Source organism: Methylobacillus sp. MM3 (genome assembly GCF_001645185.1).
Lineage (GTDB): Bacteria > Pseudomonadota > Gammaproteobacteria > Burkholderiales > Methylophilaceae > MM2.
Genome location: NZ_LXTQ01000020.1, coordinates 72,156 through 97,604, shown reverse-complemented (window position 1 = coordinate 97,604; position 25,449 = coordinate 72,156). Strand labels below are relative to the sequence as shown.

General features: G+C 56.4%; 28 protein-coding genes. 7 read left to right on the top strand and 21 right to left on the bottom strand.

The window, feature by feature from the left end; all coding sequences use genetic code 11:
* The first annotated feature begins 3 nt into the window (after positions 1-3).
* From A7976_RS07275 to A7976_RS07265, 3 genes are read left to right on the top strand one after another with little or no spacing between them, the layout of a single operon-like run.
* The gene (locus A7976_RS07275; protein WP_067109448.1) at positions 4-618 is read left to right on the top strand and encodes an SPOR domain-containing protein; all 615 of its coding nucleotides are present in this window, start codon (positions 4-6) and stop codon (positions 616-618) included.
* A gap of 10 nt (positions 619-628) precedes the next feature.
* Positions 629-1,261, top strand: coding sequence for a thiol:disulfide interchange protein DsbA/DsbL (locus tag A7976_RS07270; RefSeq protein WP_067109446.1), 633 nt, complete (start codon positions 629-631; stop codon positions 1,259-1,261).
* The gene (locus tag A7976_RS07265; RefSeq protein WP_205633476.1) at positions 1,261-2,064 is read left to right on the top strand and encodes an SDR family oxidoreductase; all 804 of its coding nucleotides are present in this window, start codon (positions 1,261-1,263) and stop codon (positions 2,062-2,064) included. The genes A7976_RS07270 and A7976_RS07265 overlap by 1 nt, the downstream gene beginning before the upstream one ends.
* 63 nt (positions 2,065-2,127) lie before the next feature.
* Here the strand turns inward: A7976_RS07265 and A7976_RS07260 are convergent, their stop codons facing one another.
* The 16 genes from A7976_RS07260 to mnmG form a co-directional block, all read right to left on the bottom strand.
* A complete protein-coding gene (locus tag A7976_RS07260; RefSeq protein WP_067109443.1) occupies positions 2,128-2,904 on the bottom strand; it encodes a ParA family protein in 777 nt (258 codons plus the stop codon).
* 11 nt (positions 2,905-2,915) lie between these two features.
* Positions 2,916-4,745 carry a glutamine--fructose-6-phosphate transaminase (isomerizing) gene (glmS, locus tag A7976_RS07255; protein WP_067109440.1) on the bottom strand — a complete coding sequence of 610 codons (1,830 nt, stop codon included), beginning with the start codon at positions 4,743-4,745 and terminating at the stop codon, positions 2,916-2,918.
* A 4-nt stretch (positions 4,746-4,749) separates the two neighbouring features.
* Positions 4,750-6,129 (bottom strand): bifunctional UDP-N-acetylglucosamine diphosphorylase/glucosamine-1-phosphate N-acetyltransferase GlmU, encoded by a 1,380-nt coding sequence (gene glmU, locus A7976_RS07250; protein WP_067110202.1) that lies wholly within the window; start codon positions 6,127-6,129, stop codon positions 4,750-4,752.
* 65 nt (positions 6,130-6,194) lie between these two features.
* Positions 6,195-6,620 carry a F0F1 ATP synthase subunit epsilon gene (locus A7976_RS07245; RefSeq protein ID WP_067109437.1) on the bottom strand — a complete coding sequence of 142 codons (426 nt, stop codon included), beginning with the start codon at positions 6,618-6,620 and terminating at the stop codon, positions 6,195-6,197.
* A gap of 18 nt (positions 6,621-6,638) precedes the next feature.
* The gene (gene atpD, locus A7976_RS07240; RefSeq protein WP_067109434.1) at positions 6,639-8,054 is read right to left on the bottom strand and encodes a F0F1 ATP synthase subunit beta; all 1,416 of its coding nucleotides are present in this window, start codon (positions 8,052-8,054) and stop codon (positions 6,639-6,641) included.
* A gap of 111 nt (positions 8,055-8,165) precedes the next feature.
* Complete coding sequence (atpG, locus tag A7976_RS07235; RefSeq protein ID WP_067109431.1) at positions 8,166-9,029, bottom strand: F0F1 ATP synthase subunit gamma; 864 nt, start codon at positions 9,027-9,029, stop codon at positions 8,166-8,168.
* A gap of 13 nt (positions 9,030-9,042) precedes the next feature.
* Complete coding sequence (atpA, locus tag A7976_RS07230) at positions 9,043-10,584, bottom strand: F0F1 ATP synthase subunit alpha (RefSeq protein ID WP_067109428.1); 1,542 nt, start codon at positions 10,582-10,584, stop codon at positions 9,043-9,045.
* Between the two features lie 9 nt (positions 10,585-10,593).
* On the bottom strand, positions 10,594-11,130 hold the full coding sequence (locus tag A7976_RS07225; protein WP_067109425.1) for a F0F1 ATP synthase subunit delta: 537 nt from the start codon (positions 11,128-11,130) through the stop codon (positions 10,594-10,596).
* A 20-nt stretch (positions 11,131-11,150) separates the two neighbouring features.
* The gene (locus A7976_RS07220; RefSeq protein WP_067109422.1) at positions 11,151-11,621 is read right to left on the bottom strand and encodes a F0F1 ATP synthase subunit B; all 471 of its coding nucleotides are present in this window, start codon (positions 11,619-11,621) and stop codon (positions 11,151-11,153) included.
* 40 nt (positions 11,622-11,661) lie between these two features.
* Positions 11,662-11,937 carry a F0F1 ATP synthase subunit C gene (gene atpE / locus A7976_RS07215; RefSeq protein ID WP_067109419.1) on the bottom strand — a complete coding sequence of 92 codons (276 nt, stop codon included), beginning with the start codon at positions 11,935-11,937 and terminating at the stop codon, positions 11,662-11,664.
* Between the two features lie 48 nt (positions 11,938-11,985).
* On the bottom strand, positions 11,986-12,792 hold the full coding sequence (atpB, locus tag A7976_RS07210; protein WP_067109416.1) for a F0F1 ATP synthase subunit A: 807 nt from the start codon (positions 12,790-12,792) through the stop codon (positions 11,986-11,988).
* 17 nt (positions 12,793-12,809) lie between these two features.
* Positions 12,810-13,172: an ATP synthase subunit I gene (locus tag A7976_RS07205; protein WP_067109413.1), complete on the bottom strand. Its 363-nt coding sequence runs from the start codon at positions 13,170-13,172 to the stop codon at positions 12,810-12,812.
* A gap of 135 nt (positions 13,173-13,307) precedes the next feature.
* Entirely contained in the window at positions 13,308-14,168 is an 861-nt protein-coding gene (locus A7976_RS07200; RefSeq protein ID WP_067109410.1) for a ParB/RepB/Spo0J family partition protein, read from the bottom strand.
* Positions 14,161-14,946: a ParA family protein gene (locus A7976_RS07195; RefSeq protein ID WP_067109408.1), complete on the bottom strand. Its 786-nt coding sequence runs from the start codon at positions 14,944-14,946 to the stop codon at positions 14,161-14,163. Before A7976_RS07195 ends, A7976_RS07200 begins: the two co-directional genes overlap by 8 nt.
* The gene (rsmG, locus tag A7976_RS07190; RefSeq protein WP_067109406.1) at positions 14,946-15,563 is read right to left on the bottom strand and encodes a 16S rRNA (guanine(527)-N(7))-methyltransferase RsmG; all 618 of its coding nucleotides are present in this window, start codon (positions 15,561-15,563) and stop codon (positions 14,946-14,948) included. Before rsmG ends, A7976_RS07195 begins: the two co-directional genes overlap by 1 nt.
* Complete coding sequence (mnmG, locus tag A7976_RS07185; protein ID WP_067109404.1) at positions 15,560-17,470, bottom strand: tRNA uridine-5-carboxymethylaminomethyl(34) synthesis enzyme MnmG; 1,911 nt, start codon at positions 17,468-17,470, stop codon at positions 15,560-15,562. Before mnmG ends, rsmG begins: the two co-directional genes overlap by 4 nt.
* Positions 17,471-17,817: 347 nt before the next feature.
* On the opposite strand from mnmG, the gene A7976_RS07180 reads away from it, so the two are divergent.
* Both A7976_RS07180 and A7976_RS07175 read left to right on the top strand, forming a co-directional pair.
* Complete coding sequence (locus tag A7976_RS07180; RefSeq protein WP_067109402.1) at positions 17,818-18,240, top strand: DUF1924 domain-containing protein; 423 nt, start codon at positions 17,818-17,820, stop codon at positions 18,238-18,240.
* A 3-nt stretch (positions 18,241-18,243) separates the two neighbouring features.
* Positions 18,244-18,765, top strand: a complete 522-nt coding sequence (locus A7976_RS07175) for a cytochrome b/b6 domain-containing protein (protein ID WP_067109401.1) — start codon at positions 18,244-18,246, stop codon at positions 18,763-18,765.
* Positions 18,766-18,782: 17 nt separating this feature from the next.
* Here A7976_RS07175 and mnmE read toward each other — a convergent pair whose 3' ends face one another.
* Genes mnmE through rpmH form a run of 5 tightly spaced genes read right to left on the bottom strand, consistent with a single transcriptional unit; the run spans position 18,783 to position 22,534 of the window.
* Entirely contained in the window at positions 18,783-20,129 is a 1,347-nt protein-coding gene (gene mnmE / locus A7976_RS07170; RefSeq protein ID WP_067109398.1) for a tRNA uridine-5-carboxymethylaminomethyl(34) synthesis GTPase MnmE, read from the bottom strand.
* 30 nt (positions 20,130-20,159) lie between these two features.
* Positions 20,160-21,800 (bottom strand): membrane protein insertase YidC, encoded by a 1,641-nt coding sequence (gene yidC, locus A7976_RS07165; protein WP_067109396.1) that lies wholly within the window; start codon positions 21,798-21,800, stop codon positions 20,160-20,162.
* An 18-nt stretch (positions 21,801-21,818) separates the two neighbouring features.
* Positions 21,819-22,028 carry a membrane protein insertion efficiency factor YidD gene (gene yidD / locus A7976_RS07160; RefSeq protein WP_067109393.1) on the bottom strand — a complete coding sequence of 70 codons (210 nt, stop codon included), beginning with the start codon at positions 22,026-22,028 and terminating at the stop codon, positions 21,819-21,821.
* A 1-nt stretch (position 22,029) separates the two neighbouring features.
* A complete protein-coding gene (rnpA, locus tag A7976_RS07155) occupies positions 22,030-22,395 on the bottom strand; it encodes a ribonuclease P protein component (RefSeq protein ID WP_067109390.1) in 366 nt (121 codons plus the stop codon).
* 4 nt (positions 22,396-22,399) lie between these two features.
* Positions 22,400-22,534 carry a 50S ribosomal protein L34 gene (gene rpmH, locus A7976_RS07150; RefSeq protein ID WP_045751845.1) on the bottom strand — a complete coding sequence of 45 codons (135 nt, stop codon included), beginning with the start codon at positions 22,532-22,534 and terminating at the stop codon, positions 22,400-22,402.
* Between the two features lie 221 nt (positions 22,535-22,755).
* Between rpmH and dnaA the strand changes: the two genes are divergently transcribed.
* Complete coding sequence (dnaA, locus tag A7976_RS07145; RefSeq protein WP_067110199.1) at positions 22,756-24,108, top strand: chromosomal replication initiator protein DnaA; 1,353 nt, start codon at positions 22,756-22,758, stop codon at positions 24,106-24,108.
* Positions 24,109-24,314: 206 nt separating this feature from the next.
* Positions 24,315-25,418, top strand: coding sequence for a DNA polymerase III subunit beta (dnaN, locus tag A7976_RS07140; protein ID WP_067109388.1), 1,104 nt, complete (start codon positions 24,315-24,317; stop codon positions 25,416-25,418).
* Positions 25,419-25,449 lie beyond the last annotated feature (31 nt).

The window sequence follows — 25,449 nt, the reverse complement described above, 5'->3', positions numbered from 1 at the left end:
ATTATGACTCGCGACTATAAACCTGCCGCCTCCAGGCAAAAGCCCGCCGGCAAGAACAACGCCTTCCTTACCGGCATCATGGTCGGCATCATCCTCGGCATCGGCATTTCCGTTGCCGTGGCGATCATGGTCACCGGCGGCAAGAGCCCCTTTGTCGATCACGAAACCTCGGCGGAGCCGGCTCCCGCAGCTGAAACCGCCAAGGAAATGAATTCGGCAGAATCGGCGGTGCCCGCTGAAAATACCGAGGCCAAACCCGACGCCAATCGCTTCGATTTCTACAAAATCCTGCCGGGCGAAAGCCAGGTGACGGAACAGGAAATCCAGCAAAGCAAGGAAGCACAGCAAAACCAGCCGCCGGCCATCGAGAATTACTTCCTGCAAGTCGGCGCATTCCAGACCGAAGAGGAAGCCGATAACATCAAGGCCAAGCTCGCGCTGCTAGGCCTGGAAGCCATCGTGCAAACCGCCAACGTGCCGGATAAAGGCGTGTGGCACCGCGTCCGCGTCGGCCCGTATTCCGATCTCGACCAGATCGGCAAAGCGCGCGCCGAGCTGACCAAAAACGGCTTCAACGCCGACCTGATCAAGATTCACAGCAACGTTCCCGACCAATAAAGGAAAACCTATGAAATCGCTTCTCACCGCCCTGTTGATGCTGGTTTCCAGCGTGGCTATCGCCGAGCCGCAGGCCGGCTTCGAATACCAGCAAACGCAGCAAGTCATCCCCACCGACAATCCGGCCAAGATTGAAGTCACCGAGCTCTTCTGGTACGGCTGTCCGCATTGCTACCAGCTCGAACCGCGCCTGGCCGTGTGGGTGAAAAAGCTGCCGCAGGATGTGACTTTCAAGCGCGTGCCCGGCATTCCGCGTCCTGACTGGGCACCCGGCGCCAAAGCTTATTATGCGATGGAGGCCCTGGGAGTGCTGGATAAGCTCCATGCACCGTTCTTTGAGGCCATTCACAAGCAGAGAATCGTGAAGCCCAACGACGAAGCGGCGATGATCGACTGGATCACCAAGCAGTCCGGCATGGATCGCAAGAAGGTCAGCGACGCCTACAACTCCTTCTCGGTCAACACCAAGAACATGCGTGCCATGCAGATCTTCCGTGCGTCCGGCGCCACCGGCGTACCGGCCTTGATCGTCGACGGCAAGTACATTTCCTCCATCAGCATGGCGGGCGGCATTGAGGAATTGCTTAAAGTCGCCGATGAGTTGATTGCAAAAGCCCGTGCCGAAAAAACCGGCAAGCGCTAATGCCCAGCCAATCCACACTTTCCAAACCCGCCGCCCGGCGGGTTTTTATTACCGGCGCCTCCAGCGGCATCGGCACCGCCCTGGCCCGGTACTATGCTACACAAGGCGCCACGCTGGGCCTGGTCGCCCGGCGTGGCGAGCTGCTGGCTGAACTGCAAACCAGCCTGAACACCGAATGCGCCATCTACACCGTTGACGTGCGCGACGCCGACGCCATGCGCGGCGCCGCTGAAGACTTCATGCAGCGCTATGGCACCCCGGACATCGTTATCGCCAATGCCGGCGTCAGCCGCGGCACGCTCACCCAATACGCCGAAGACCTGGCCGCCTTCCGCGCCGTGATGGATATCAACGTATTGGGCATGGTGCACACCTTCCACCCTTTCATCGAACCCATGTGCCGCTCTGGTCGAGGCCATCTGGCAGGAATCGCCAGCGTCGCCGGCTTGCGCGGACTCCCCGGCGCAAGCGCCTATTCCGCCTCCAAGGCCGCTGCCATCAGCTATCTCGAAAGCTTGCGGGTAGAAATGGTGAAAAGCGGCGTCAGCGTCACCACGATATGCCCCGGTTATATCAAAACCCCGATGACCGACGTCAACACCTATCCCATGCCGTTCATGCTGGACGCCGATATCGCTGCCGCAAAAATGGCCCATGTCATCGACCAGAAACGCCGCTACGTGATTTTGCCTTGGCAGATGGCGCTGGTAGGGCGCTTCATGAAACTGTTACCGGCTTGGGTTTGGGATTGGGCGATGAAGAACGCGCCGCATAAAGCGCGGACGGATTGGGATTGGCTGTAAGCCTTCTCCCGCAGCGCAGAAGGAGCTAGACCCCTGGATTCGGGTGCCTGAATGACAGATGGGTTACTTCGGCGGCTCGAAAAACCCGATCCCGATCAACTCCTCCGCCAATGCGTTGTAATCCTTCGCCCCTTGCCCATGGGGCGCGAACGCAAACACATCCTTGCCGTGCACCGGGCTCTCCGCAAGACTCACCGTCTCCGAAATGCGCGTCTCGCATAGATCATTACCGTAGTGCTCGCGCAGCCTGTCGAAAATCTCGTAAGACAATCGGCGCCGGGAATCGAAACGCGTAATGATGATGCGCCGCTCGATGCGCTTGCCCAGCGGCTTTTCCAGCACCTTGAGTGCGGCATCCAGACGATTCACGCCTTGCAGCGAAAGATAATCCGCCGAGACCGGGATCAGCAGGCGCTGCGAGGCAAACACGGCATTCAGGGACAGCACACCCAGCATTGGCGAACAGTCGATCAGCACGGGTATCGCCTCGTCGGGCAGCAATTCCTGCGTGAGGCCGTTTTTCAAGGCGCTGGTGATGTTGGGGTTACGGCCATAGAGCGAATCAATCTTGAAGAGCTCCATGTGCGCTGGAATCAGGTGCGCACCGGTAGGCAGCTCGCGCATGAGGTGAGATAGAGGCTTTTGCTCGCTGTAGAAAGCGTAAATGGTTTCTGCGCTGGCAAGATTGCGCACGCCGCTGGCGATGGTCAGGTGCGCCTGGGGATCGAGGTCGATGCCGAGCGGGAATTTGCCCCGCTTGGCCAGTGCGGCGATCAGATTGAGCGTCGTCGTGGTCTTGCCGACCCCACCTTTCTGGTTGAAGACCGCGACGACCGACATTCTTGCTCTCCTTATTCGACCGTGACAGATTTTGCCAGGTTGCGCGGCTTGTCTACGTCGGTCCCTCTCAACAAGGCAGCGTGATAGGCCAGAAGCTGCACCGGGATCGAATGAAGGATAGGGGAGAGTACCCCAACGTTGCGCGGCGTACGGATGACGTGCACGCCTTCGCTGGCGGTGAAATGGCTATCGAGATCGGCGAATACGAACAGTTCACCGCCGCGCGCGCTGACTTCCTGCATGTTGGATTTGACCTTTTCCAGCAGCGCGTCGTTGGGCGCGATCACGACCACCGGCATGTCGCGGTCGACCAGTGCCAGCGGTCCATGCTTCAGTTCACCGGCAGGGTAGGCCTCGGCATGGATGTAGGAGATTTCCTTGAGCTTGAGCGCACCTTCCAGCGCGATGGGGTAGTGTATGCCACGCCCCAGGAACAAAGCATGCTGCTTGCTTGCGAAGGCCTTGGCCCATTCGCGTATTTGCGGTTCCAGGTTGAGCGCATGCTGCACACTGGAGGGCAGATAGCGCATCGCTTCCAGATGTTTCTGCTCTTCTTCCGCCGTGAGCAGGCCGCGTGTCTTCGCCAGCGTCGCGGCCAGGATGAACAATGCGATCAGCTGCGTGGTAAAAGCCTTGGTGGAAGCTACGCCGATTTCAGCACCGGCCCGGGTATAGAACACCAGTTTGGATGCACGTGGAATCGCGCTTTCATGCACGTTGCAGATCGCCAGGGTCAACTCCTGACCGAGTGCTTTGGCATGCTTTAATGCTTCCATCGTGTCCAGCGTTTCGCCGGACTGGGAAATGGTGATGATCAACTGGCGCGGATTGGGTACCGATTCGCGGTAGCGGTATTCGCTGGCAATCTCGACGGTCGTGGGAATGCGCGCGATGCTCTCCAGCCAGTATTTGGCTGTCAGCCCTGCGTAATAACTCGTGCCGGCGGCCAGGATCAGGATGCTGTCCGCTTGCGCGAAAACCTCGGCGGCATCCTTGCCGAACAGCTGAGTACTGAAGCGCCCTTCATCGATGACGGCCTCGAGGGTGTCGGTCAAGGCGCGCGGCTGCTCGTGGATTTCCTTCTGCATGAAGTGGGTGTAAGGGCCCAGCTCCATCGATGCGAGCGATACTTCGCTCAGATGCACTTTGCGTTCGGCCGGTTTGCCTTGGCCATCCACCAACTTGATGCCTGACTGGCGCAGTTCTGCTACATCGCCGTCTTCCATATAGATCACGCGGCGGGTTACGGAAAGAATCGCGGAAACATCCGATGCGACGAAGTTCTCGCCTTCGCCCAGACCGATCAGCAATGGGCAACCCTGACGAGCACATACCATGATTTCCGGCTCGTTGAGCGCCACTACGGCGATGGCATATGCTCCAACCAGCTCGGCCGCTGCCTTGCGGGTTGCCGTGAACAGGTCGTTGCCTTGCTTGAAGTAATGATGAATCAGGTGGGCAATGACTTCGGTATCAGTTTGCGATTCAAACACGTAACCCAGGCCCTTGAGCTTTTGACGTTGCGCTTCGTGGTTTTCAATGATGCCGTTATGCACCACCGCGATTTCGCCGCAGGAAACATGCGGATGCGCATTAGACTCGGTCACGCCGCCATGGGTCGCCCAGCGGGTGTGGCCGATGCCGACGTGACCGTTGAGATTGACGGCGCCGGCTTTCTGCTGCATTTCCGCTACGCGTCCGACAGCGCGCACGCGCCTGATTTCACCATCCAATATGGCGATACCTGCCGAATCGTAGCCGCGATACTCCAGACGGCTCAGACCTTCGATCAGGATGGGAACGACATTGCGTTGAGCAACTGCGCCTACGATTCCGCACATAGTGTTATTTCTTTGTTTTGACCGGCCGTTTCCAGCCCTGAATGGTGATTTGTTTGCTGCGCGACAGCGTCAGCGAATTTTCCGGCGCATCGCGCGTAATTGTCGAACCCGCGCCTATGGTGGCGCCGGCTTCTACCGTCACCGGTGCCACCAGCTGCGTGTCCGAGCCTATAAATGCATGATCGCCGATGATGGTGCGATGCTTGTTTGCGCCATCGTAATTGCAGGTAATCGTCCCGGCGCCGATATTGACGTGCTTGCCTACCTGGCTATCGCCCACGTAACTCAAGTGATTGATCTTGCTACCATGATCCACGCGGCTGTTCTTGATCTCGACAAAGTTGCCGATGTGCGCCTCCGCGACCAGTTCGGTGCCTGGCCGTAAACGGGCATAAGGACCGATGCGCGAATCCCTGCCTACCGTTGCCTCATCGATATGCGTATACGGTGCAATGACACTGCCTTCGGCGATGGTCGCATCCTTGATGACGCAATAAGGGCCGATGCTGACCTTGTCACCGAGCTCCACATTGCCTTCAAACACGCAGCCGATGTCGATTTCCACATCGCGACCAGTCTTGAGCCTGCCGCGAACGTCTATGCGCTCTGGATCGCGCAGAGTTACGCCCGCGTGCATCAATCGCTGGGCTTCGTTTTTCTGGTAGATCCGTTCGACACCTGCCAGATCAGCCTTCGAATTGACGCCGATGACTTCCCATTCATCCTGGGCGCGTTCGGTGACCACGCCCACGCCATCCTCTACGGCCATGGCGATCACATCCGTCAGGTAATATTCCTTCTGGTTATTCTCGTTGCGCAGCCTTCCCAGCCACTGCTTCAGCAGGACTGTGGGCATCGCCATGATGCCGCTATTCACTTCCTTGATGCGGCGCTGTTCGGCGTCGGCATCCTTTTCTTCCACGATAGCCTGTACGCGACCGTCGAAACTGCGCACTATGCGTCCGTAACCCGTAGGAATGTCCTTTTCCACGGTCAGCAGCGCGAGATGCTGTTCCGCATTGCGTATCAACATACGGCAGGTCTCGGCCCGCAGGAGTGGGACATCACCCAGCAATACCAGCGTGATGCCTTTGTCACCGAGCAGGGGCATGGCCTGCTGCACGGCATGGCCTGTACCCAGTTGTTCCGCCTGTTCCGCCCACAGGATATCGTCGCGGGCGATGGCTTCCGGCACCTTGCGTCCGCCAAAACCATAGACGGCCACAATGTTTTCCGGCTCCAGCTTTTCGGCACAGGTAATCACATGCGAAAGCAGGGCGCGACCGGCAACCTGATGAAGGACCTTGGGCAGGTCGGAATGCATGCGCGTGCCCTTGCCTGCGGCAAGGATCACAACATTGAGATTGCTTCGAACTGACGACATATTGGGCATAAGTATAAAGCAAAAAGGCAGCCTTCCGGCTGCCTTTGAGCTTGCTGCGATGATGGTTAATGCACGCCTTTGCGCAGCTTCTGAATCGCGCGCAGCTGGGCAACGGCCTCCGCCAATTCGGCTTGCGCCTTGGCATAGTCGATCTCGGAGCTTTTATCGCGCATCGCTTCTTCAGCCAGGCGTTTCGCTTCGAGCGCACTCGCTTCATCCAGGTCTTGACCACGGATGGCGGTATCTGCCAGCACCGTGATCACGCCCGGTTGTACCTCAAGCAAACCGCCGGAAACGAAAATCAGCGTTTCCTCTTCCTGATTCGGCACCTTGACGCGTACCGCGCCCGGCTTGATCTTGGTGATCATCGGGGCGTGATGCGGGTAGATACCTACTTCGCCCATCGCGGCCGGAGCGGCAACGAACTCTGCCAATCCGGAAAAGATGGATTCTTCGGCGCTTACCACATCGAGATGGATAGTCATTGCCATGTTCGCTCAGCCTGGTGATTAAAGGGTTTTGGCCTTCTCGACAGCTTCTTCGATGCTGCCAACCATGTAGAAAGCCTGTTCCGGCAGATGGTCGTACTCGCCGTTGACGATCGCCTTGAAGCCCTTGATGGTGTCCTTGAGCGAAACGTACTTGCCCGGAGAACCGGTAAACACCTCAGCGACGTGGAACGGCTGTGACAGGAAGCGCTGGATCTTACGGGCACGGCCCACAGCCAGCTTGTCTTCCGGCGACAGTTCATCCATGCCCAGAATCGCGATAATGTCGCGCAGTTCCTTGTAGCGCTGCAGAGTTGCCTGCACCGAACGTGCCACGTTGTAGTGCTCTTCGCCCACGACCAGCGGGTCGAGCTGGCGGGAGCTGGAGTCCAGCGGGTCGACAGCAGGGTAGATACCCAGCGCGGCGATATCGCGCGACAACACGACGGTGGAGTCCAAATGCTGGAAGGTCGTGGCCGGGGACGGGTCGGTCAAGTCATCCGCAGGGACGTAAACGGCCTGGATGGAAGTGATCGAACCGACCTTGGTGGATGTAATACGCTCTTGCAGGCGACCCATTTCGTCGGCCAGTGTGGGCTGGTAACCCACGGCGGAAGGCATACGACCCAGCAGCGCAGACACTTCGGTACCGGCCAGGGTGTAACGGTAGATGTTGTCGACGAAGAACAGGATGTCGCGGCCTTCATCGCGGAACTTCTCGGCCATGGTCAGGCCGGACAATGCCACGCGCAGACGGTTGCCCGGCGGTTCGTTCATCTGGCCGAACACCATCGCCACCTTGGACTCGGACATGTTCTCCAGGTTGATAACGCCGGCTTCTGCCATTTCATGATAGAAGTCGTTGCCTTCGCGGGTACGTTCGCCCACACCGGCAAATACCGACAGACCGCTATGCTGCTTGGCGATGTTGTTGATCAGTTCCAGCATGTTCACGGTCTTGCCCACACCGGCGCCGCCGAACAGGCCGACCTTGCCGCCCTTGGCAAACGGGCAGACCAGGTCAATCACCTTGATGCCGGTTTCCAACAGGTCAACGGAAGGGGAAAGCTCTTCAAAGGTCGGAGCTTTCTGGTGAATCGAGCGACGCTCGTCGCATTCGATCGGACCGGCTTCGTCGATAGGACGGCCCAACACATCCATGATGCGGCCCAGTGTGCCATGACCGACGGGAACGGTGATCTGCGAACCCGTCGCCTTGAATTTCATGCCGCGGCTCAAGCCATCGCTGGAGCCCATGGCAATGGTACGCACCACGCCATCGCCCAGCTGCTGCTGAACTTCCAGGGTCAGACCGGCTTCTGCGGTAGAACCTTCTTCGTCCAGAATCAAGGCGTCATACACCTTGGGCATTTGGTCACGCGGGAATTCGACGTCAACCACGGCGCCGATACATTGAACAACTTTACCTTGACTCATCTTGAGTTCCCCAATCTATTGATTCGTTACACTGCGGCTCTTAAAGATTTGGTCTCGCCATAACATTCGAACTCGAATATTAGTCTCGCCCAATCGTTAATCCGCCTCGCGTTACACTGCGGCAGCGCCGCCGACGATTTCAGAAATTTCCTTGGTGATCGCAGCCTGGCGGGCCTTGTTGTAGACCAACTTGAGCTCACCGATGACGTTCTTCGCGTTGTCGGACGCGGACTTCATCGCCACCATGCGCGCGCTCTGCTCGGACGCCATGTTTTCAGCAACCGCATGGAACACCAGCGATTCGATGTAGCGCACCATCAATTCATTGATGACTTCAGGTGCTTCCGGCTCGTAGATGTAGTCCCAGTAGCCGGTCGCACTGCCGAGCTGCTCGCCGGTGACCGGCAACAGCTGCTCGATGACGGGCTCCTGCTTCATCGTGTTGATGAAACGGGTATAGCAGATATGCAACTGGTCGATTTCGCCGGCGATATACGCATCCAGCATCACCTTGATCGGGCCGATCAGCTTTTCCATGTGGGGCGCATCGCCCAGGCTGATGACGTGCGACTTGACGTTGGCACCGACACGGCCCATAAAGCCCAGGCCCTTGTTGCCAATAGCGGTGACGGCTACGCCACGCTTTTCGCTTTCCCAGGACTTCATCTGATTGATCGCCATACGCAACACGTTTGTGTTGAGGCCGCCGCACAAGCCTTTGTCCGATGTCACGACGATCAGGCCGACATTGGCGACCTGATCGCGCTTGACGATGAATGGATGCTTGTACTCCGAGTGCGCATGGGAAAGGTGAGCAGCCACATTGCGAATTTTTTCCGCATAGGGGCGAGCGTGCCGCATCCGCTCCTGCGCCTTGCGCATCTTGGATGCGGCCACCATTTCCATGGCCTTGGTGATCTTGCGCGTATTTTCAACGCTCTTGATCTTGGTCCGAATTTCCTTGCTGCCAGCCATTTTGGTCTCCGCCTTAGTAAGCGTTGGTTGCCTTGAAATCCTGAATTGCGGCTTCCAGCGCCTTCTGATCGTCGCCGCCAAGATCCTTGGTAGCTTCAATCTTGTCCATCAGATCCTTGTACTTGGACTTCACGAAGGAGTGCAGGGCAGATTCGAAGGACAGCGCCTTGGCAACAGGCACGTCATCCAGGTAACCCTGGTTGGCGGCCAGCAGCGTGAGGGCCATTTCAGAAGTGCTCAGCGGCGCGTACTGCGTTTGCTTCATCAGCTCGGTCACCATGCGGCCGCGTTCCAGCTGCTTGCGAGTGGTTTCGTCGAGATCGGAAGCGAACTGCGCGAACGCCGCCAGTTCACGATACTGGGCCAGTGCCAGACGCACACCGCCGCCCAGCTTCTTGATGACCTTGGTCTGTGCGGCACCGCCGACGCGGGACACCGAAATACCGGCGTTGATCGCAGGACGGATACCGGCGTTGAACAGGTCGGTTTCCAGGAAGATCTGGCCGTCGGTAATGGAAATCACGTTGGTCGGCACGAATGCGGACACGTCGCCGGCGGCAGTTTCGATCACCGGCAGGGCGGTCAGCGAACCGGTCTTGCCCTTGACTTCGCCGTTGGTGAACTTCTCGACATACTCTTCGTTGACGCGAGCAGCACGCTCCAGCAGACGGGAGTGGATGTAGAACACGTCGCCCGGGTAAGCTTCGCGGCCCGGCGGACGGCGCAGCAGCAGGGAGATCTGACGATATGCCCAGGCTTGCTTGGTCAGATCGTCATAAACGATCAGCGCGTCCTGACCGCGGTCGCGGAAGTATTCGCCCATGGTGCAACCGGCGTAAGGCGCCAGGAATTGCAGAGCGGCAGAGTCGGAAGCGGCGGCAGCTACGACAATGGTGTATTCCATCGCGCCATGCTCTTCCAGCTTGCGTACCACGTTGGCGATGGTGGAGGCCTTTTGGCCGATCGCAACGTAGATACAGGTCATGTTCTGACCCTTTTGATTGATGATCGCGTCGACAGCGACGGCAGTCTTGCCGGTCTGACGGTCGCCGATGATCAGTTCGCGCTGGCCGCGGCCGACCGGAACCATGGAGTCAATGGACTTCAGGCCGGTTTGAACCGGTTGCGAAACGGACTTACGGGCAATAACGCCCGGAGCGACCTTTTCGACCTTGTCGGTCATCTTGGCGTTGATCGGACCCTTGCCGTCGATCGGCTGACCCAGCGCGTTCACGACGCGACCGATCAGCTCGGGACCAACCGGCACTTCCAGAATGCGGCCGGTGCACTTGCAGGTGTCGCCTTCGGAAATATGTTCATATTCGCCCAGAACCACGGCGCCGACGGAATCGCGCTCCAGGTTCAGCGCGAGACCGAAAGTGTTGCCCGGGAATTCGATCATTTCGCCGGCCATCACGTTGGACAGCCCGTGGATGCGAACGATGCCGTCCGTCACCGAAATCACGGTACCTTGGGTACGCGCTTCGGCGCTGGTGGAGAAATTCTCCAGCCGGCTCTTAATCAGTTCACTGATTTCTGATGTGGATAACTGCATTACTTTCTCCTAACCTTTCAGCGTGTAGGCCAGCTCTTGCAAGCGGCCACGGACTGAAGCGTCGATGACCGTATCGCCGACAACAATTTTGATCCCGCCAATAATTTCCGGGTCCACTTTAACGCTTGCCTCGACTTTCTTGCCGAACTTCGTCTGCAAGTGGTCGATCAATGTCTTTACCTGAGCGTCGGTGAGGGCGGTGGCGGCGGTAATTTCCGCATCCAGCGAGCCTTCGTCCTGTGCCTTGAGCTCTTCATAGTTGCTGGCGATTTCCGGCAGCAATGCAACCCGGTCGTATTCCACCAGCAGCTTGATCAGGTTGATGCCCGATTCGTCCAGCTTGTCGCCGCACACGGCCAGCAGCAGACGCTCGATATCTGCAGAGATGAACTTCGGATCGTCGATAACCGTCTGCATTTGCGGATCGGCAATGACAGCGCTGGCCATGGCCAGCATTTCCGACCATTTCGCCAGCGCATTCTTTTCCTTAGCCAGGCGGAACACCGCCACGGCATAAGGTCTTGCAATAGTGACCGCTTCAGCCATGATATGGGTCTGCCTCTGTCCTACAGTTCGTTGGCAATCGCGGCGAGCATATCGCTATGCGCCTTCGCATCGATTTCACGACGCAGGATCTTTTCCGCACCGGCAATGGCCAGTTGCGACACTTGCTGACGCAGACCTTCCTTGGCACGGTTCACTTCCTGGTCGATTTCAGCCTTGGCGCCGGTCAGGATGCGCTCACCCTCGACCTTGGCGTTGTTCTTGGCTTCTTCGATGATTTCGGCAGCACGCTTTTCAGCTTGCGCAATGATGGCGGATGCCTTTTCCTTTGCGGTATGCAGGTCCTGGGATGCGCGCTTGGATGCGAGCTCCAGTTCGTGCCTGCCGCGCTCGCCGGCCGCCAGGCCGTCAGCTATCTGTTTCTGGCGCGTTTCCACGGCATTGAGCAGCGGCGGCCACACAAACTTCACCGTGAACCAGATCAGAATGGCGAAAGACACTGCTTGCGCCAATAAGGTCAGGTTGATATTCATTTGAAACTCCTAGCGGCTAGCAATTAGCACGAAAGCGCGATTACTGTGCAACAACGCCCAACAGCGGATTAGCGAAGGCAAACATCATTGCCAGACCAACACCGATAATGAAGGAAGCGTCGATCAGACCCAGCAGCAGGAATACCTTGGCTTGCAGGGAAGGAATCATTTCCGGCTGACGGGCAGCGCCTTCCAGGAAGCTGGCGCACATGATGCCGATGCCGATACAGGCGCCGGCGGCACCCAGACCAATGATCAGGCCGATACCGATCCCGGTGTAAGCTTGGATCATCGCCAGAAGTTGCATGTTTTCCATCGTATTTCCTTTCAAGTAGGGAGAGTTAAATCAAACAAAAAAATCGGGTTAATGGCTTTCGTGGGCCATTGCGATGTACACGACCGTCAACATCATGAAAATGAATGCCTGCAGCACCACGATCAGGATGTGGAAGATAGCCCAGCCGGCGCTTAGCAATGCACCGAAGATGGTGCCGGCAATGCCTGTGGCAGCCCACATGCCGAGCAGCAGGAAGATGATTTCGCCGGCATACATGTTGCCGAACAGACGCAGCGAGTGCGATAAAGGCTTGGATACGTATTCGATCAGGTTGAACAGGAAGTTGGCCGGCCATACCAGCGGATTGCTGCCGAACGGGGAACAGAACAGTTCATGAATCCAGCCACCTAGGCCCTTGACCTTGATGCTGAAGAAAATCATCAACACCCATACCGACAGTGCCAACGCAAAGGTGGCGTTAACGTCGGAAGTGGGTACGCTGCGCCAGTGATCGAGACCCAGCACGTTGTGATAGAACTTGCCCATGATATCGACGGGCAGGAAGTCCATCGCGTTCATGAACAGCACCCAGACGAAGACCGTCAGGGCAGCGGGCGCGATGAATGCATGGCGGTTGCCGTGAAAAATGCTCTTGACCTGATTGTCGATGAACTCCATCAGCAGTTCGACGAAGGCCTGACGCTTGCCTGGAACGCCGGCGGTAGCGCCGCGCACCACCCACCAGAGGAAACCGAAAATCACGACACCCAGAATTGCGGACATGACCAGCGTGTCCATGTGCAGAACCCAGAAACTGCCATCCCCCACCGGCTTGGCATTGAAGCCAAGGTGATGTTCGATATAGCTTGAAGGTGTCATCTGTTCGCTTGCCATTCGTTAAACCCCAATCCTTACTCTTTTTCGTTTACTCGCATGATGCCGATGCCGGACAGCAGGGCTGCCACGGCGAGGCCGGCGATCAGCGCAGCCGGTACCAGGTTCGATGCATACAACTTGAAAATCAGCAGCAGCAGCACGGCGATGACTATGATCTTGATCGCTTCTGCTCTCAGCAGTAGCACCAGTGCCGTGCCTGCCCCGCCCTCAAGACTCTTGGCCGGACGCATGCTGAGCGCACCCAACTGACTGCCAACCCAGACCGCGAAACCTCCCGCAAGCGCCGACAGTGCGCCATGCGCACCTGCCAGCCAATACGCCACAAGGCTGACCAGCAGGACCGCATTCACCTGCCAGAGACCCAATCGTTTCACCATTTAATCGTCCAAGCTGCGCGCATGTAAAAAATGCTCCCGCGGAGCACTTCTTAATAAATCAATGCACAACCAAAGCCCGCGATTGTCGGTTTTTGCCGTGTGCAAGTCAAGAAAAACTTGCACGACGGGAAGCGATCAGATCGCTTCCACGCGCATTCCCATGCGGGCGAGAATACCTTCCAGTTCATCCATGCTGCTGTAATCGATGGTCAGCTTTCCTTTGCCTCGCGCGCCTTGGCGGATGGCTACATTAGTGCCCAATTGTTCGGAAAGGCTTTCCTGCAGATTTTGCAGATCGCGGGTTGTTCGCGGCTCTGCCTGCTTGCGTGGCTGCATGATGCGCTGCACCAGGCGCTCCGCTTCGCGCACCGAGAGTTTTTTGCTGGCGATCTGCTCTGCCGCAGCAATCTGCTTCGCTCCATCCAGCGAGAGCAGGGCACGCGCATGTCCCATATCGATCTCCCCCGCCATCAGCATGTCCTGTACGCGGCCAATCAGCGAACGCAAGCGCAGCAGATTGGTCACCGCCGTACGCGAGCGTCCGATGGCTTCAGCTGCCGCCTGATGCGTCAGCCCGAATTCGTCCAGCAGGCGCTGAATGCCATTGGCTTCTTCCAGCGGATTAAGATTTTCGCGCTGGATGTTTTCGATGAGCGACATCGCCAGCGCGGTTTCGTCCGCCAGTTCGCGCACCAGGACTTGCACTTCTTGCAGTCCGGCCATTTGCGCGGCGCGCCAGCGGCGTTCGCCGGCGATGATTTCGTACAGTTCCGGGGCGATCGGGCGCACCAGGATAGGCTGCATGATGCCTTGCGCGCGGATAGAATCCGCGAGCTGCACCAATGAATCGTGATCCATGTGCGTGCGCGGTTGATATTTGCCGGGCTGCAGCTGACCGACGCGCAATACGCGCAAGGTATCGGTCGCCGACACGTTCTCGAGATTACCGCCCAATAACGCGTCGAGACCGCGCCCCAAACCTTTGGATTTAACCATTTGCCGCTCCGACGGTTGCTGTACTGCTTCGATTGATAATTTCACCTGCCAATGCCAGATAAGCCTGTGCCCCCTTTGATGCCCGATCATATGCCAATGCCGGCTGGCCGTAGCTTGGCGCTTCGGCGAGACGCACATTGCGCGGAATGACGGTGCGATACACCTTGTCGCCGAAATGCTGGGTGAGCTGCGCCGATACCTGCTGTGCCAGCATGTTGCGCGGATCGAACAAGGTGCGCAGCAGGCCTTCTATCTCCAAGCCCGGATTGAGGTAGGCGCGTACCTTCTTGATGGTGTTGACCAGATCGGATAAACCTTCCAGCGCGTAATACTCGCACTGCATCGGAATCATTACCGCATGTGCCGCCGTCAGGGCGTTGACGGTGACCAGATTGAGGGCAGGGGGGCAGTCGATGAGAATGTAATCGTAGTCCGCGCCCAGTTCCGACAGCGCCACTTTCAGCCGCGTTTCGCGCGCCAGCTCGTTCACCAGCTCCACTTCGGCGCCCGCAAGTTCGCGATTGGCCGGCACCACGTCGAAACCGCTATCGGCAGTGACGCGCACCTCGGCGATGGATTTATCGCCGATCAGCACATGATAAATCGTATGCTTCAGCCCTGATTTCTCGACCCCGCTGCCTGTGGTCGCGTTGCCTTGAGGATCGAGATCGATCAGCAGGACACGCCGCTTGGTCGCGGCAAGGCTGGCCGCCAGATTAACGCAGGTGGTGGTTTTGCCGACACCGCCTTTTTGATTGGTGATTGCAAGGATACGCATCAGGCTGCTTTCAGGAATACGAGGTGGCGTTGCGCTTCCAGTCCCGGGACATTCAGGGGAATGACTTCCGATATCGGCCCCTTGATCTGGGCCAGCTCGTCATAGGGATAAACGCCCTTCATCGCTAGCCACACGCCGCCATTGACGCACAAGTGGGCCGTCAGGCGCATGAATTCGGCGATATCGGAGAAGGCACGTGAAATGATCATGTCGAACTTGTGCTCGGGATGGAAATCCTCAACACGTCCGCAGACCACCTCCAGATTCGCGATAGCGAGCGCCGCCTTCGCTTGACGCATGAAGCTGGCTTTCTTGTGATTGGAATCCATCACCGTGACCTGCAGGTCGGGCCACACGATTGCCAGCGGAATTCCTGGAAGTCCGGCGCCGCTACCGACATCCAGCAAGCGTCCACTTTCGATATGCGGCAAAACAGACAAGCTATCCAGCAGATGCAGCGTGACCATGTCATTGGGATCCCGCACCGCCGTCAGGTTATGCACCTTGTTCCATTTTTCCAGCAAGGCCAGATAATCCAGCAACTTCAGCTGCGTCGCGGCATCGAGATCAATTCCCAGCTCAACCAGCCCTTGCGACAGCTTATCCTGCAAACTCACGCAGCATTCTCCCCGGCGCCATCGACGGCACGCGCATTGTATTTTTTCTTGAGGTAGACCAGCAGCAGCGAAATTGCGGCCGGCGTAATTCCTGAAATGCGCCCGGCCTGACCCAACGTTTGCGGCCGCTGCTTGTTCAACTTTTGCTGCGCTTCGATGGAAAGACCGCGCACATCGCGGTAGTCCAGATCCTCCGGCAGCGCCAATTCTTCATTGTGGCGGCTGCGTTCGATCTCCTCGGACTGACGGTCGATATAGCCCTGATATTTGGCGGCAATTTCCAGTTGCTGGCGCACTTGCGGGTCGGTTTCGCCAGGCCCGGCATCGGGCAGGGAGAGGAGTGCTTCGTAGCTTACGTCCGGGCGGCGCATTAGCTCGAACAGCGCATATTCACGCTCGATCGGCTTGCCCAGCACGCGAACCGCTTCCGTTTCAGGTAGTGTCTTCGGATTTACCCATGTGCGCTTCAATCGCTCCTCTTCGCGAGCGATTGCTTCCTGCTTGCGGGAGAAGGCCTCCCAGCGCACATCGTCGACCACACCAAGTTTTCGACCTGCTTCGGTCAGCCGCAGGTCGGCGTTGTCTTCGCGCAGCATCAAACGGTATTCGGCGCGGCTGGTAAACATGCGATATGGCTCGCTGACGCCGCGCGTGATCAAATCGTCCACAAGCACGCCAAGGTAGGCTTGATCGCGGCTGGGGCACCAGCTTTCCTGATCGGCCGAATAGCGTCCGGCATTGATGCCGGCAAGCAGGCCTTGCGCTGCAGCTTCTTCATAGCCCGTTGTTCCATTGATCTGACCGGCAAAAAACAGTCCCTTTACAGCCTTGGTTTCCAGTGAATCCTTGAGGCCGCGCGGATCATAGTAATCGTACTCGATGGCATAGCCGGGCCGCAGGATGTGCGCATTTTCCATGCCCTTGATCGAACGCACCAAGGCGTACTGCACATCGAACGGCAAACTGGTGGAAATTCCGTTCGGATAGATTTCGTGAGTATTCAGCCCTTCGGGTTCCAGGAAGATCTGGTGCGAATCCTTGCCGGCAAAGCGCATGATCTTGTCTTCGACGGAAGGGCAGTAGCGCGGTCCCACACCCTCGATCACGCCGGTATACATCGGCGATCGATCGAGGCCGGACCGAATGATTTCATGTGTACGCTCGTTGGTATGCGTAATCCAGCACGGCATCTGCTGCGGATGCTGATCGACCGAACCGAGGAATGAAAACACGGGAACCGGATCGTCGCCCGGCTGGACTTCCATCACGGAAAAATCTACCGTGCGGCCATCGATACGCGGCGGAGTGCCGGTCTTGAGGCGGCCCGCAGGCAAGCCGATTTCGCGCAAACGATGCGCCAGAGAAACAGCAGGGGGATCGCCTGCACGGCCTGCCTGATAATTGGCCAGGCCGACGTGGACCAGGCCGGCCAAAAACGTGCCGGCCGTAAGCACCACGGACCGCGACTCGAAGCGCAGACCCAACTGCGTCACCACGCCTGCCACGCGATCGCCTTCGAGAACGATGTCGTCGACGGCTTGCTGGAAAAGCCATAAATTGGGCTGATTTTCCAGCCGACGGCGTATGGCGGCCTTGTACAGGATGCGGTCGGCTTGAGCACGCGTCGCACGGACGGCGGGGCCTTTGCTGGAATTCAGGATGCGGAACTGGATGCCGCCTTCATCGGTAGCGGCCGCCATGGCGCCACCCAGCGCATCCACCTCCTTGACCAGGTGCCCCTTGCCGATACCGCCAATGGACGGATTGCAGGACATCTGCCCCAAAGTTTCGATGTTATGCGTAAGCAGCAATGTGCGACGACCCATGCGAGCCGCAGCCAAGGCCGCCTCGGTACCGGCATGACCGCCACCGATAACGATTACATCAAATTTTTCAGGGAATTGCATAGTGGAATCCTACCGCTCCGGGATGCGTATGGTACTGCAAAAACGGCCTCTCCGTCATGCGAAAAGCATGATGTTTCACGTGAAACGTTGGTTTCCTTTGGACTTCCCAATCAAGGATAAAACCAGGCAACGGAAGTAATCATTGAATGTCTGCAAGAATCCATACCCGCTTTTCCGGCGCTGATCAGACTATTCCAAATGGCCTATTCAGGAAGCTCAAGCGCTATTCAACCAGACGTTCATTATATTTTCATGGCCCCTTTTAAGCACCATTGATGGCCGTGCTACAATTACCCTAGTCTTAATCCAAACTATTGTTGTCTTAACTAAACCATAGGAGCATTAGCATGCGTAACACCAGTCTTGCACTTCTCGTCGCACTCGGTCTTGCCAGCTTTTCCGTGATGGCAGACCCTGCCAGCGCACAGAAGCTCGCCGACAAATATGCGTCCATCGCAAAAAATATCGACCCCGAGTCCAAAGGTCTTTCCGCTGAAGCCGGCAAGGCTTTCTTCAATCGCGAACTGACAATCCGCGGCAAGCAAATCGCTTGCGCATCCTGCCACACCTCCAATCCCGCCAACCCCGGCAAACACATCGTAACCAAGAAGCCGATCAAGCCGCTGGCACCATCCGCCAATCCGGAACGCTTCTCCGACGTTGCCAAGGTTGAAAAGAACTTTGAAAAGCACTGCCTGGAAATTATCGGTCGCGACTGTACCGCCCAGGAAAAAGGCAACTACATTGCCTACATGCTGACGGTCAAGTAATCGATGCAGTATGTATGGGATGTCTTCGTAAGGGCATCCCATTGGTTACTGGTAGTTACATTTGTCGTTGCATACTGGACACATGACTCCATCTGGGATCGTGATGTCCATGCCCAAGCGGGCTACGTAGCAGGGGTTCTGTTACTGGCCCGCATTTTCTGGGGTTTCAGGGCCAAGAGTTACGCCAACTTCTCGACATTTCCCTTCCGGCCGCTGCAAGGTTTGCGCTATGTCTGGCAGATTTTCACCGGCAAATCCAAAAGGTTCATCGGCCACAATCCGGCCGGTTCACTCGTCATCTACCTGATATTGCTGGACGGACTTTTATCCATTGGCTCCGGTATTTGGGTATACAACGACGGCTGGGTACCTTCCTTCTCCTTGCCTCTAGCTGAAATCCATCATGATTTTTCGTGGGCGTGGGTAGGGTTGGTGTCGATGCATGTCAGCGGCGTTCTCTTCGAAAGCCTGGTCCATAAGGAAAACCTGATTCGCGCGATGATCACCGGCTACAAGAAAAAGTAGCGTCGGAACTCCCGGGTTTATTTGCCGATGCAGAACCGGCTGAAAATCTCGCCCAGCAAATCATCTGAAGTAAATTCGCCGGTAATGGTATTGAGCGACTCCTGTGCAAGCCGCAACTCTTCTGCCAACAGTTCGGGTTGACCCAGCAGGACAGCTGCACGCTCCAGATTTCCGGCCACGGCTTGTAATGCCTCAAGATGCCGAGCCCGCGCCATGAAAACACCTTCGCCGCCAGGCTGCCATCCTGCAATGCTTAGCAGCTCCTGACGAAGCAGCTCCATTCCTTCTCCCGTACGGGCCGAAAGGTAAATGTGCTTCTCGCCTTCGCGTTCAATGCAGGAAGCACGCTCCTGGGTCAGGTCAATTTTGTTGTGTATCCACAACTTCGGCAAATCCGCGCGCAATTGCGCCAGAATCGATTTTTCTGTTTCGGTAATACCATGAGTTACATCAACCAACAATAACGCGGCGTGCGCGTTTTCTAGAGCTCGCCATGTTCGGGCGATTCCATGTTTTTCCACTTCATCCGATGTTTCGCGCAATCCCGCAGTGTCGATGATATGCAAAGGCACGCCATTTATCTGGATTGCACTCCGGATGGTATCGCGTGTCGTTCCTGCAACGGAGGTGACGATTGCAACCTCTTCACCGGCAAGTTGATTCATCAGGCTGGATTTTCCTACATTCGGCTGACCAACCAGGACAACCTGTATTCCTTCACGCAGCAGATTGCCCTGTCTGGCGCCGACAAAAACAGATTCCAGTTCGGTGACGATAGACGCCAGTTTTCCTGACACGCCACCTTGGGTGATGAAATCGATGTCCTCTTCAGGAAAGTCCAGGCAAGCTTCCACGAACATGCGCAAATCGATCAAACGGTCGCGCAATGCGTGGATGCGCTGCGAGAACTCGCCTGCCAGCGAACGCACGGCGCTGCGCGCCGCCTCGGCTGTCGCCGCGCTGATAACATCGGCAACGGCTTCAGCCTGAGCAAGATCGAGCTTGTCGTTGAGGTAAGCCCGTCGAGTGAACTCACCCGGCTCGGCCTGCCGGGCACCAAGCGACAAACAGCGCTGCAATAGGAGCTGCATCAGCGCCGGCCCGCCGTGGGCCTGTAACTCAAGTACTTCCTCGCCGGTATAAGAATGAGGAGCAGCGTAATAGATGGCGATGCCGCGGTCGATCAACGCACCGTCGGCATCCTTGAAAGCCAAATAAGCGGCATGGCGCGGAGGAGGGCAGTGCCCCAGAACGCCGATGGCAATTGCCTGGCTGGCGGGGCCTGAGACCCGGACTACGCCTATGCCGCCACTGCCGGGCGCAGTGGCGATGGCCGCAATGGTGTCATGCTGTGAGACTTTCATCGCACCCGCCTGCCACCATCACGCAACGCTTTAGCGTGCCTTCTTCTTGGTTGCCGTCGCCTGGCCAATGGTCCGGTTGATGTTCCACTGCTGGGCAATCGACAGCACGTTGTTGACCAGCCAGTACAGCACCAGGCCTGCCGGGAAGAAGAAGAAGAACACGCTGAATACCACCGGCATGATCGTCATGACCTTGGCCTGAATCGGATCCGGAGGAGTCGGATTCAAGCGGGTCTGAATGATCATCGTGATGCCCATCAGAATGGGCAGGACATAGTAGGGATCGACCGCCGACAGGTCATGTATCCACAGCGCAAACGGTGCGTGACGCATCTCAACGCTGCCCAGCAGCACCCAGTACAGCGAAATGAATACCGGAATCTGAACCAGAATAGGCAAACAACCACCCATCGGGTTGATCTTCTCGGTCTTGTACAGCTCCATCATTGCCTGATGCATCTTCTGGCGATCATCGCCGAATTGCTCTTTCAGGCGTTGCAGGCGAGGCGCCAATTCGCGCATCTGGGCCATCGACTTATAACTCTTCGCGGATAGCGGATAGAAGGCCAGCTTGATCAGTACAGTCAGCAGGATAATGGCCACACCCCAGTTTTGTACCAGCTTCTGGATCATGGACAACACCCAGAACAGTGGAGAGGCAATGACGGTCAGCCAACCGTAATCGACCACGTATTCGAGGCCTGGAGCCACCGCCTTGAGATGTTTCTGCTCTTGCGGGCCGGCAAAGAAGCGCGCATCCGTCGTAACCTGGGCACCCGGGGCAACAGAGCCGAGACTGCTCACCGAACCCATGGAATAAATGGTATCGGACAAGTGCTTGGTGTAGTACTCACGCGCGACGCCTTCCTTCGGTATCCACGCACCAACGAAATAGTGCTGCACCAACGCAATCCAGCCATCACCAGCGCTCTTCGACAGATTGTTCTTCTTCATGTCGTCGAAACTGACCTTCTTGAATTTGTCTGCATCCGTGTAATAAGCCGCTCCAGTAAAGGTCGGCATCATCATCGAACCCTTGGCGGATTCGCTGTCGTGCACGATCTGGTAATACACCGACGGCGTCAGCGCGGTAGCGCCACCATTGTGGATTTCATAGCGCAGATCGACTGCATAGCTGCCACGATGAAAAGTATAAATCTTGTCGGCCTGCACGCCTTGCGCATCCGTCCAGCTCAATCGGACTTCCAGCTTGTCCTGGCCAGGCTGCAGCGCAAAATCATTCGCCGATGCGGTGAATACCGATATGTGCGACGGCAGCCCGTTACCGATCAAGCCGGATTGAGCCACATAAACCGTCGGCAGCTTGCTGTCGTCCAATAGCACGAAATTCTTTTTGACATCATCACTGTCGCGATGCTTCAGCAATTCGAGGCGACGTAAATCGGCGCCAGTAGTATCGATTTCAGCCTGAATCAGATCTGTCTTCACTCGAATACGCTGCCCTTTTGGCAAGGAAAATCCGGTTTCCTGCACTGCGGCTGGCGTACCGGATGCAGGCTGGGGCACAGCTGGATCGGCTGCGCTTTGCGGTAATTGCGCCTGTTGCGATTGCGGCACCGGCTGTGGCGTATGGTCGCGTTGCCAGGCTTCCCACAACATCAGGATCGAGAAGGAGAAAATAACGAACAGGATTAAACGCTTAGGGTCCATGGAAAACTCTTCGAAAGACTAAGGCAATGGGTCGTGACCGCCTGCATGCCAGGGATGGCAACGTAGCAGGCGACGGAATGAAAGCCAGGTACCGCGCAAGACGCCATATGTCTGCAAGGCCTGGCAGGAATAATCGGAACAGGAAGGAACGAAGCGGCAGTTGCTGCCGAGCATAGGGCTCAGCAGGTATTGGTAACCATGAATCAACCAGATCAGGAACCGCGCCATGTTATGTTTTCTTGCTGTTGGTTCGTTCGCACAACTTGTTGATCAACTGAACAAATTCCGCCTTAATCTGGGCGAAATTCTCATGTGTATACAGCTTTTGCGGCCGAACAAGAATATCGACGCCACCGAGAGCATTCTGCTCGTGCCGAAACAATTCGCGGAGGACGCGCTTCATGTAATTGCGATCCACGGCTCGACGCGCCGTTTTTTTCCCGACGATCAAACCCACACGAGCATGTTCCAGCGTATTCGGCATGTAATGTATGACCAGGAACTGTCCTGAAATACGCTTGCGGAAATTAAAAACGGATGAAAAATCATCCGTTTTCTTGATTTTTAATCGGCTGGTAAAACCGAAATCAGTCACGCATTTAAACTGCGAGACGGGCGCGCCCCTTGGCACGGCGCGCAGCAATCACGGCGCGACCGCCACGGGTCTTCATGCGCACCAGGAAACCATGCGTACGAGCGCGGCGAACCTTGGAAGGTTGATAAGTGCGTTTCATGTGAATCTCCGATAGCTTTGGTGTATACGGTAAAAAGGGCGTAATTAAACCCCGCTTTACCTTGTTCTGTCAACTTTTAATTTGTTCCGCTGCTTGTGGATAAGTTGTGGCAAACAGGCTAGAATCCATTGCTCCCGGCGACCAAGTTTGATCACCTCCGCGGTGCGCACGAACTGGCGACCATCAAAAACGTATACTACACTGGAGTCATTCAGGCATCGATGGAAAACTTCTGGTCCACTTGTCTTGGGCGCTTCCAACAAGAACTGTCCTCGCAACAATTCAACACCTGGATCAAACCCTTGCAGTGTGAGGTTATCGATGACGGTCTGCGCCTGTTCGCTCCCAATCGTTTTGTGCAGCAATGGGTCAAGGATCGTTTTCTTGCCAAGATCGAGCAAATTGGCCAGGAGCTTTTCGAGCGTACGCCGATCATAGAGCTCGTGCTCGCTGAAAGCGGCTCCGCAGCTCCCTCGGAATCAACATTCAAAGCCAAACCGGCCCCAGTGGAAAAAACGGAACCCAAGGCTGCCAAGCCCAAGGCTCCGCTGGATATTTCCGGCCTCAATCCGGCATTCAACTTTGATAATTTCGTCACCGGCAAGGCCAATCAACTGGCACGTGCTGCGGCATTGCAGGTGGCCGAGAATCCCGGCGCCGGTTACAACCCATTATTTGTTTACGGCGGAGTAGGGTTGGGCAAAACCCATTTGATCCAGGCGATTGGCAACCACCTGCGTGCGCACAAGCCGGATGCAAAGATTCGTTACCTGCATGCCGAGCGCTATGTAACCGACGTGGTGAAAGCTTACGAAAACCGCGCGTTCGACGAATTCAAGCGTATTTACCATTCGCTCGACCTGTTACTGATCGACGATATCCAGTTTTTCGCGAAAAAAAGCCGTACCCAGGAAGAATTCTTCTACGCGTTCAATACGCTGATCGAATCCAAGAAGCAGATCGTCATCAGCTGCGACACCTATCCCAAGGAAATCGCGGATATGGACGAGCGTCTGCGCACGCGCTTCAGCTGGGGCCTGACGGTCGCCGTCGAGCCGCCGGAGCTGGAAATGCGCGTCGCCATCCTGCTCAAGAAGGCCGAAGCGCAACGCGTGGTGCTGCATGAGGATGTTGCTTTCTTTATCGCCAAGCAGATCCGTTCCAGCGTGCGCGAATTGGAAGGCGCGCTGAACCGCATTGTCGCCATGGCCCGGTTTACCGGTCATAGCATCGACGTCCCATTGGCCAAGGAAGCTCTCAAGGATCTGATCGCGGTACGCGGCCGTCAGGTCACGATAGAAAACATCCAGAAGACGGTGGCCGACTATTACAAGATCAAAGTCGCCGAAATGTATTCCAAGAAACGTTCGCGTAACGTCGCACGCCCACGCCAGGTTGCCATGGCAATGGCGCGGGAATTGACCGACCGCAGTTTTCCGGAAATCGGCGAAGCTTTCGGGGGCCGTCACCACACCACGGTGATCCATGCCTGCGATGAAATCGCCAAGTTACGGCAGAGTGATCCAGGATTGGCGCATGATCTGGCCTTTCTGGTGCAGGTAATCAGGGATTGAGGATAAAGTGCCTCATAGCTGTGGGCGAATAGATGGATAACTTGGTTTTTCCAGAAAACGGAAAATTGGCCAACAAACTATCCACAGATAGTCAGAGTGTAAAGTGCAGGGTTAGTCAAAAAATAATTAACTGATTTATAATGAGAATTAGTCTTATCCACAGATTATTCATGCATTATTAAATATTATTAGGGTTATTTAGTACTATGAATATAAAAATAGATCGTGAAGCATTACTCAAACCGCTCTCTTCTGTAAGCGGCATTGTCGAACGTCGTCATACCCTGCCGATCCTCACCAATCTGTTACTGGAAGCGAAACAGGACACGCTGACTTTAACTGCGACCGATCTTGAAATGCAGATATCGCTTTCCCTGCCCGCAGCCCCTAGCAGCGATATAGCGACTACGGTTTCTGCACGCAAGATGCTGGATATTTGCCGCGCGCTACCCGATCAGTCACAGATAACCCTGGAGATCACCGACAACCGCATGCAAGTAAAAGCCGGCAAGAGCCGCTTTAATCTGCAAACCCTGCCAGCAGGCGACTACCCGATGATGGCAAAGGGAGGCGGCGACACCAGCCTGACTCTGACGCTGGCGCAGAACCAACTGAAACGCTTGCTCCGTCAGGTTGAATACGCGATGGCACAACAGGATATTCGCTATTACCTGAATGGCTTGCTATTTGAAGTCAACGGTAACCGTCTGAATGTCGTGGGTACCGATGGCCACCGCCTCAGCTTTACCTCTACCGAACTGCAACAAAGCTACGAGAAACAAGAACTTATCCTTCCGCGCAAGACTATTCTCGAACTGATCAAGCTGCTGGATGATAGCGACGACGAAGTTTCCATCGAAGTCAGCGCCAATCAGGCCAACTTCGCTTTTTCTGGTATCCGTTTGATTTCAAAGGTAATTGACGGTAAATTCCCGGATTACACCCGCGTCATTCCAAATGGATATCAGAATATTTTCGAAGTAAATCGCCAGATGCTGCTTCTTGCGATGCAGCGCGCTTCGATTCTCTCGAATGAAAAATATCGCGGCATCCGCATGGTATTGGGCAAGGACAGCCTGCGCCTGATCAGCAGCAACAGTGAGCAGGAAGAAGCCGAAGAAGAACTCGAAATCAACTACGGCGGCGATCCGCTCGATATCGGTTTCAATGTCACCTACATGATTGATGTGTTGACCAATGTCGGCACGGAAACCATCACGTTCTCCTTTGCCGATGCCAATAGCAGTTGCCTGGTAACAGTCCCCGGCGACGACAATTACAAATATGTCGTCATGCCGATGCGCATCTGACCCGCGCCCATTTCAACCGAATGTTTCACGT

What these genes read in the sequence shown, in the direction of transcription:
- A7976_RS07275 (WP_067109448.1), top strand. Translation starts at nt 4, where the DNA reads ATGACTCGCGACTATAAACCTGCCGCCTCCAGGCAAAAGCCCGCCGGC.
- A7976_RS07270 (WP_067109446.1), top strand. Translation starts at nt 629, where the DNA reads ATGAAATCGCTTCTCACCGCCCTGTTGATGCTGGTTTCCAGCGTGGCT.
- A7976_RS07265 (WP_205633476.1), top strand. Translation starts at nt 1,261, where the DNA reads ATGCCCAGCCAATCCACACTTTCCAAACCCGCCGCCCGGCGGGTTTTT.
- A7976_RS07260 (WP_067109443.1), bottom strand. Translation starts at nt 2,904, where the DNA reads ATGTCGGTCGTCGCGGTCTTCAACCAGAAAGGTGGGGTCGGCAAGACC.
- glmS (WP_067109440.1), bottom strand. Translation starts at nt 4,745, where the DNA reads ATGTGCGGAATCGTAGGCGCAGTTGCTCAACGCAATGTCGTTCCCATC.
- glmU (WP_067110202.1), bottom strand. Translation starts at nt 6,129, where the DNA reads ATGTCGTCAGTTCGAAGCAATCTCAATGTTGTGATCCTTGCCGCAGGC.
- A7976_RS07245 (WP_067109437.1), bottom strand. Translation starts at nt 6,620, where the DNA reads ATGGCAATGACTATCCATCTCGATGTGGTAAGCGCCGAAGAATCCATC.
- atpD (WP_067109434.1), bottom strand. Translation starts at nt 8,054, where the DNA reads ATGAGTCAAGGTAAAGTTGTTCAATGTATCGGCGCCGTGGTTGACGTC.
- atpG (WP_067109431.1), bottom strand. Translation starts at nt 9,029, where the DNA reads ATGGCTGGCAGCAAGGAAATTCGGACCAAGATCAAGAGCGTTGAAAAT.
- atpA (WP_067109428.1), bottom strand. Translation starts at nt 10,584, where the DNA reads ATGCAGTTATCCACATCAGAAATCAGTGAACTGATTAAGAGCCGGCTG.
- A7976_RS07225 (WP_067109425.1), bottom strand. Translation starts at nt 11,130, where the DNA reads ATGGCTGAAGCGGTCACTATTGCAAGACCTTATGCCGTGGCGGTGTTC.
- A7976_RS07220 (WP_067109422.1), bottom strand. Translation starts at nt 11,621, where the DNA reads ATGAATATCAACCTGACCTTATTGGCGCAAGCAGTGTCTTTCGCCATT.
- atpE (WP_067109419.1), bottom strand. Translation starts at nt 11,937, where the DNA reads ATGGAAAACATGCAACTTCTGGCGATGATCCAAGCTTACACCGGGATC.
- atpB (WP_067109416.1), bottom strand. Translation starts at nt 12,792, where the DNA reads ATGGCAAGCGAACAGATGACACCTTCAAGCTATATCGAACATCACCTT.
- A7976_RS07205 (WP_067109413.1), bottom strand. Translation starts at nt 13,172, where the DNA reads ATGGTGAAACGATTGGGTCTCTGGCAGGTGAATGCGGTCCTGCTGGTC.
- A7976_RS07200 (WP_067109410.1), bottom strand. Translation starts at nt 14,168, where the DNA reads ATGGTTAAATCCAAAGGTTTGGGGCGCGGTCTCGACGCGTTATTGGGC.
- A7976_RS07195 (WP_067109408.1), bottom strand. Translation starts at nt 14,946, where the DNA reads ATGCGTATCCTTGCAATCACCAATCAAAAAGGCGGTGTCGGCAAAACC.
- mnmG (WP_067109404.1), bottom strand. Translation starts at nt 17,470, where the DNA reads ATGCAATTCCCTGAAAAATTTGATGTAATCGTTATCGGTGGCGGTCAT.
- A7976_RS07180 (WP_067109402.1), top strand. Translation starts at nt 17,818, where the DNA reads ATGCGTAACACCAGTCTTGCACTTCTCGTCGCACTCGGTCTTGCCAGC.
- A7976_RS07175 (WP_067109401.1), top strand. Translation starts at nt 18,244, where the DNA reads ATGCAGTATGTATGGGATGTCTTCGTAAGGGCATCCCATTGGTTACTG.
- mnmE (WP_067109398.1), bottom strand. Translation starts at nt 20,129, where the DNA reads ATGAAAGTCTCACAGCATGACACCATTGCGGCCATCGCCACTGCGCCC.
- yidC (WP_067109396.1), bottom strand. Translation starts at nt 21,800, where the DNA reads ATGGACCCTAAGCGTTTAATCCTGTTCGTTATTTTCTCCTTCTCGATC.
- yidD (WP_067109393.1), bottom strand. Translation starts at nt 22,028, where the DNA reads ATGGCGCGGTTCCTGATCTGGTTGATTCATGGTTACCAATACCTGCTG.
- rpmH (WP_045751845.1), bottom strand. Translation starts at nt 22,534, where the DNA reads ATGAAACGCACTTATCAACCTTCCAAGGTTCGCCGCGCTCGTACGCAT.
- dnaA (WP_067110199.1), top strand. Translation starts at nt 22,756, where the DNA reads ATGGAAAACTTCTGGTCCACTTGTCTTGGGCGCTTCCAACAAGAACTG.
- dnaN (WP_067109388.1), top strand. Translation starts at nt 24,315, where the DNA reads ATGAATATAAAAATAGATCGTGAAGCATTACTCAAACCGCTCTCTTCT.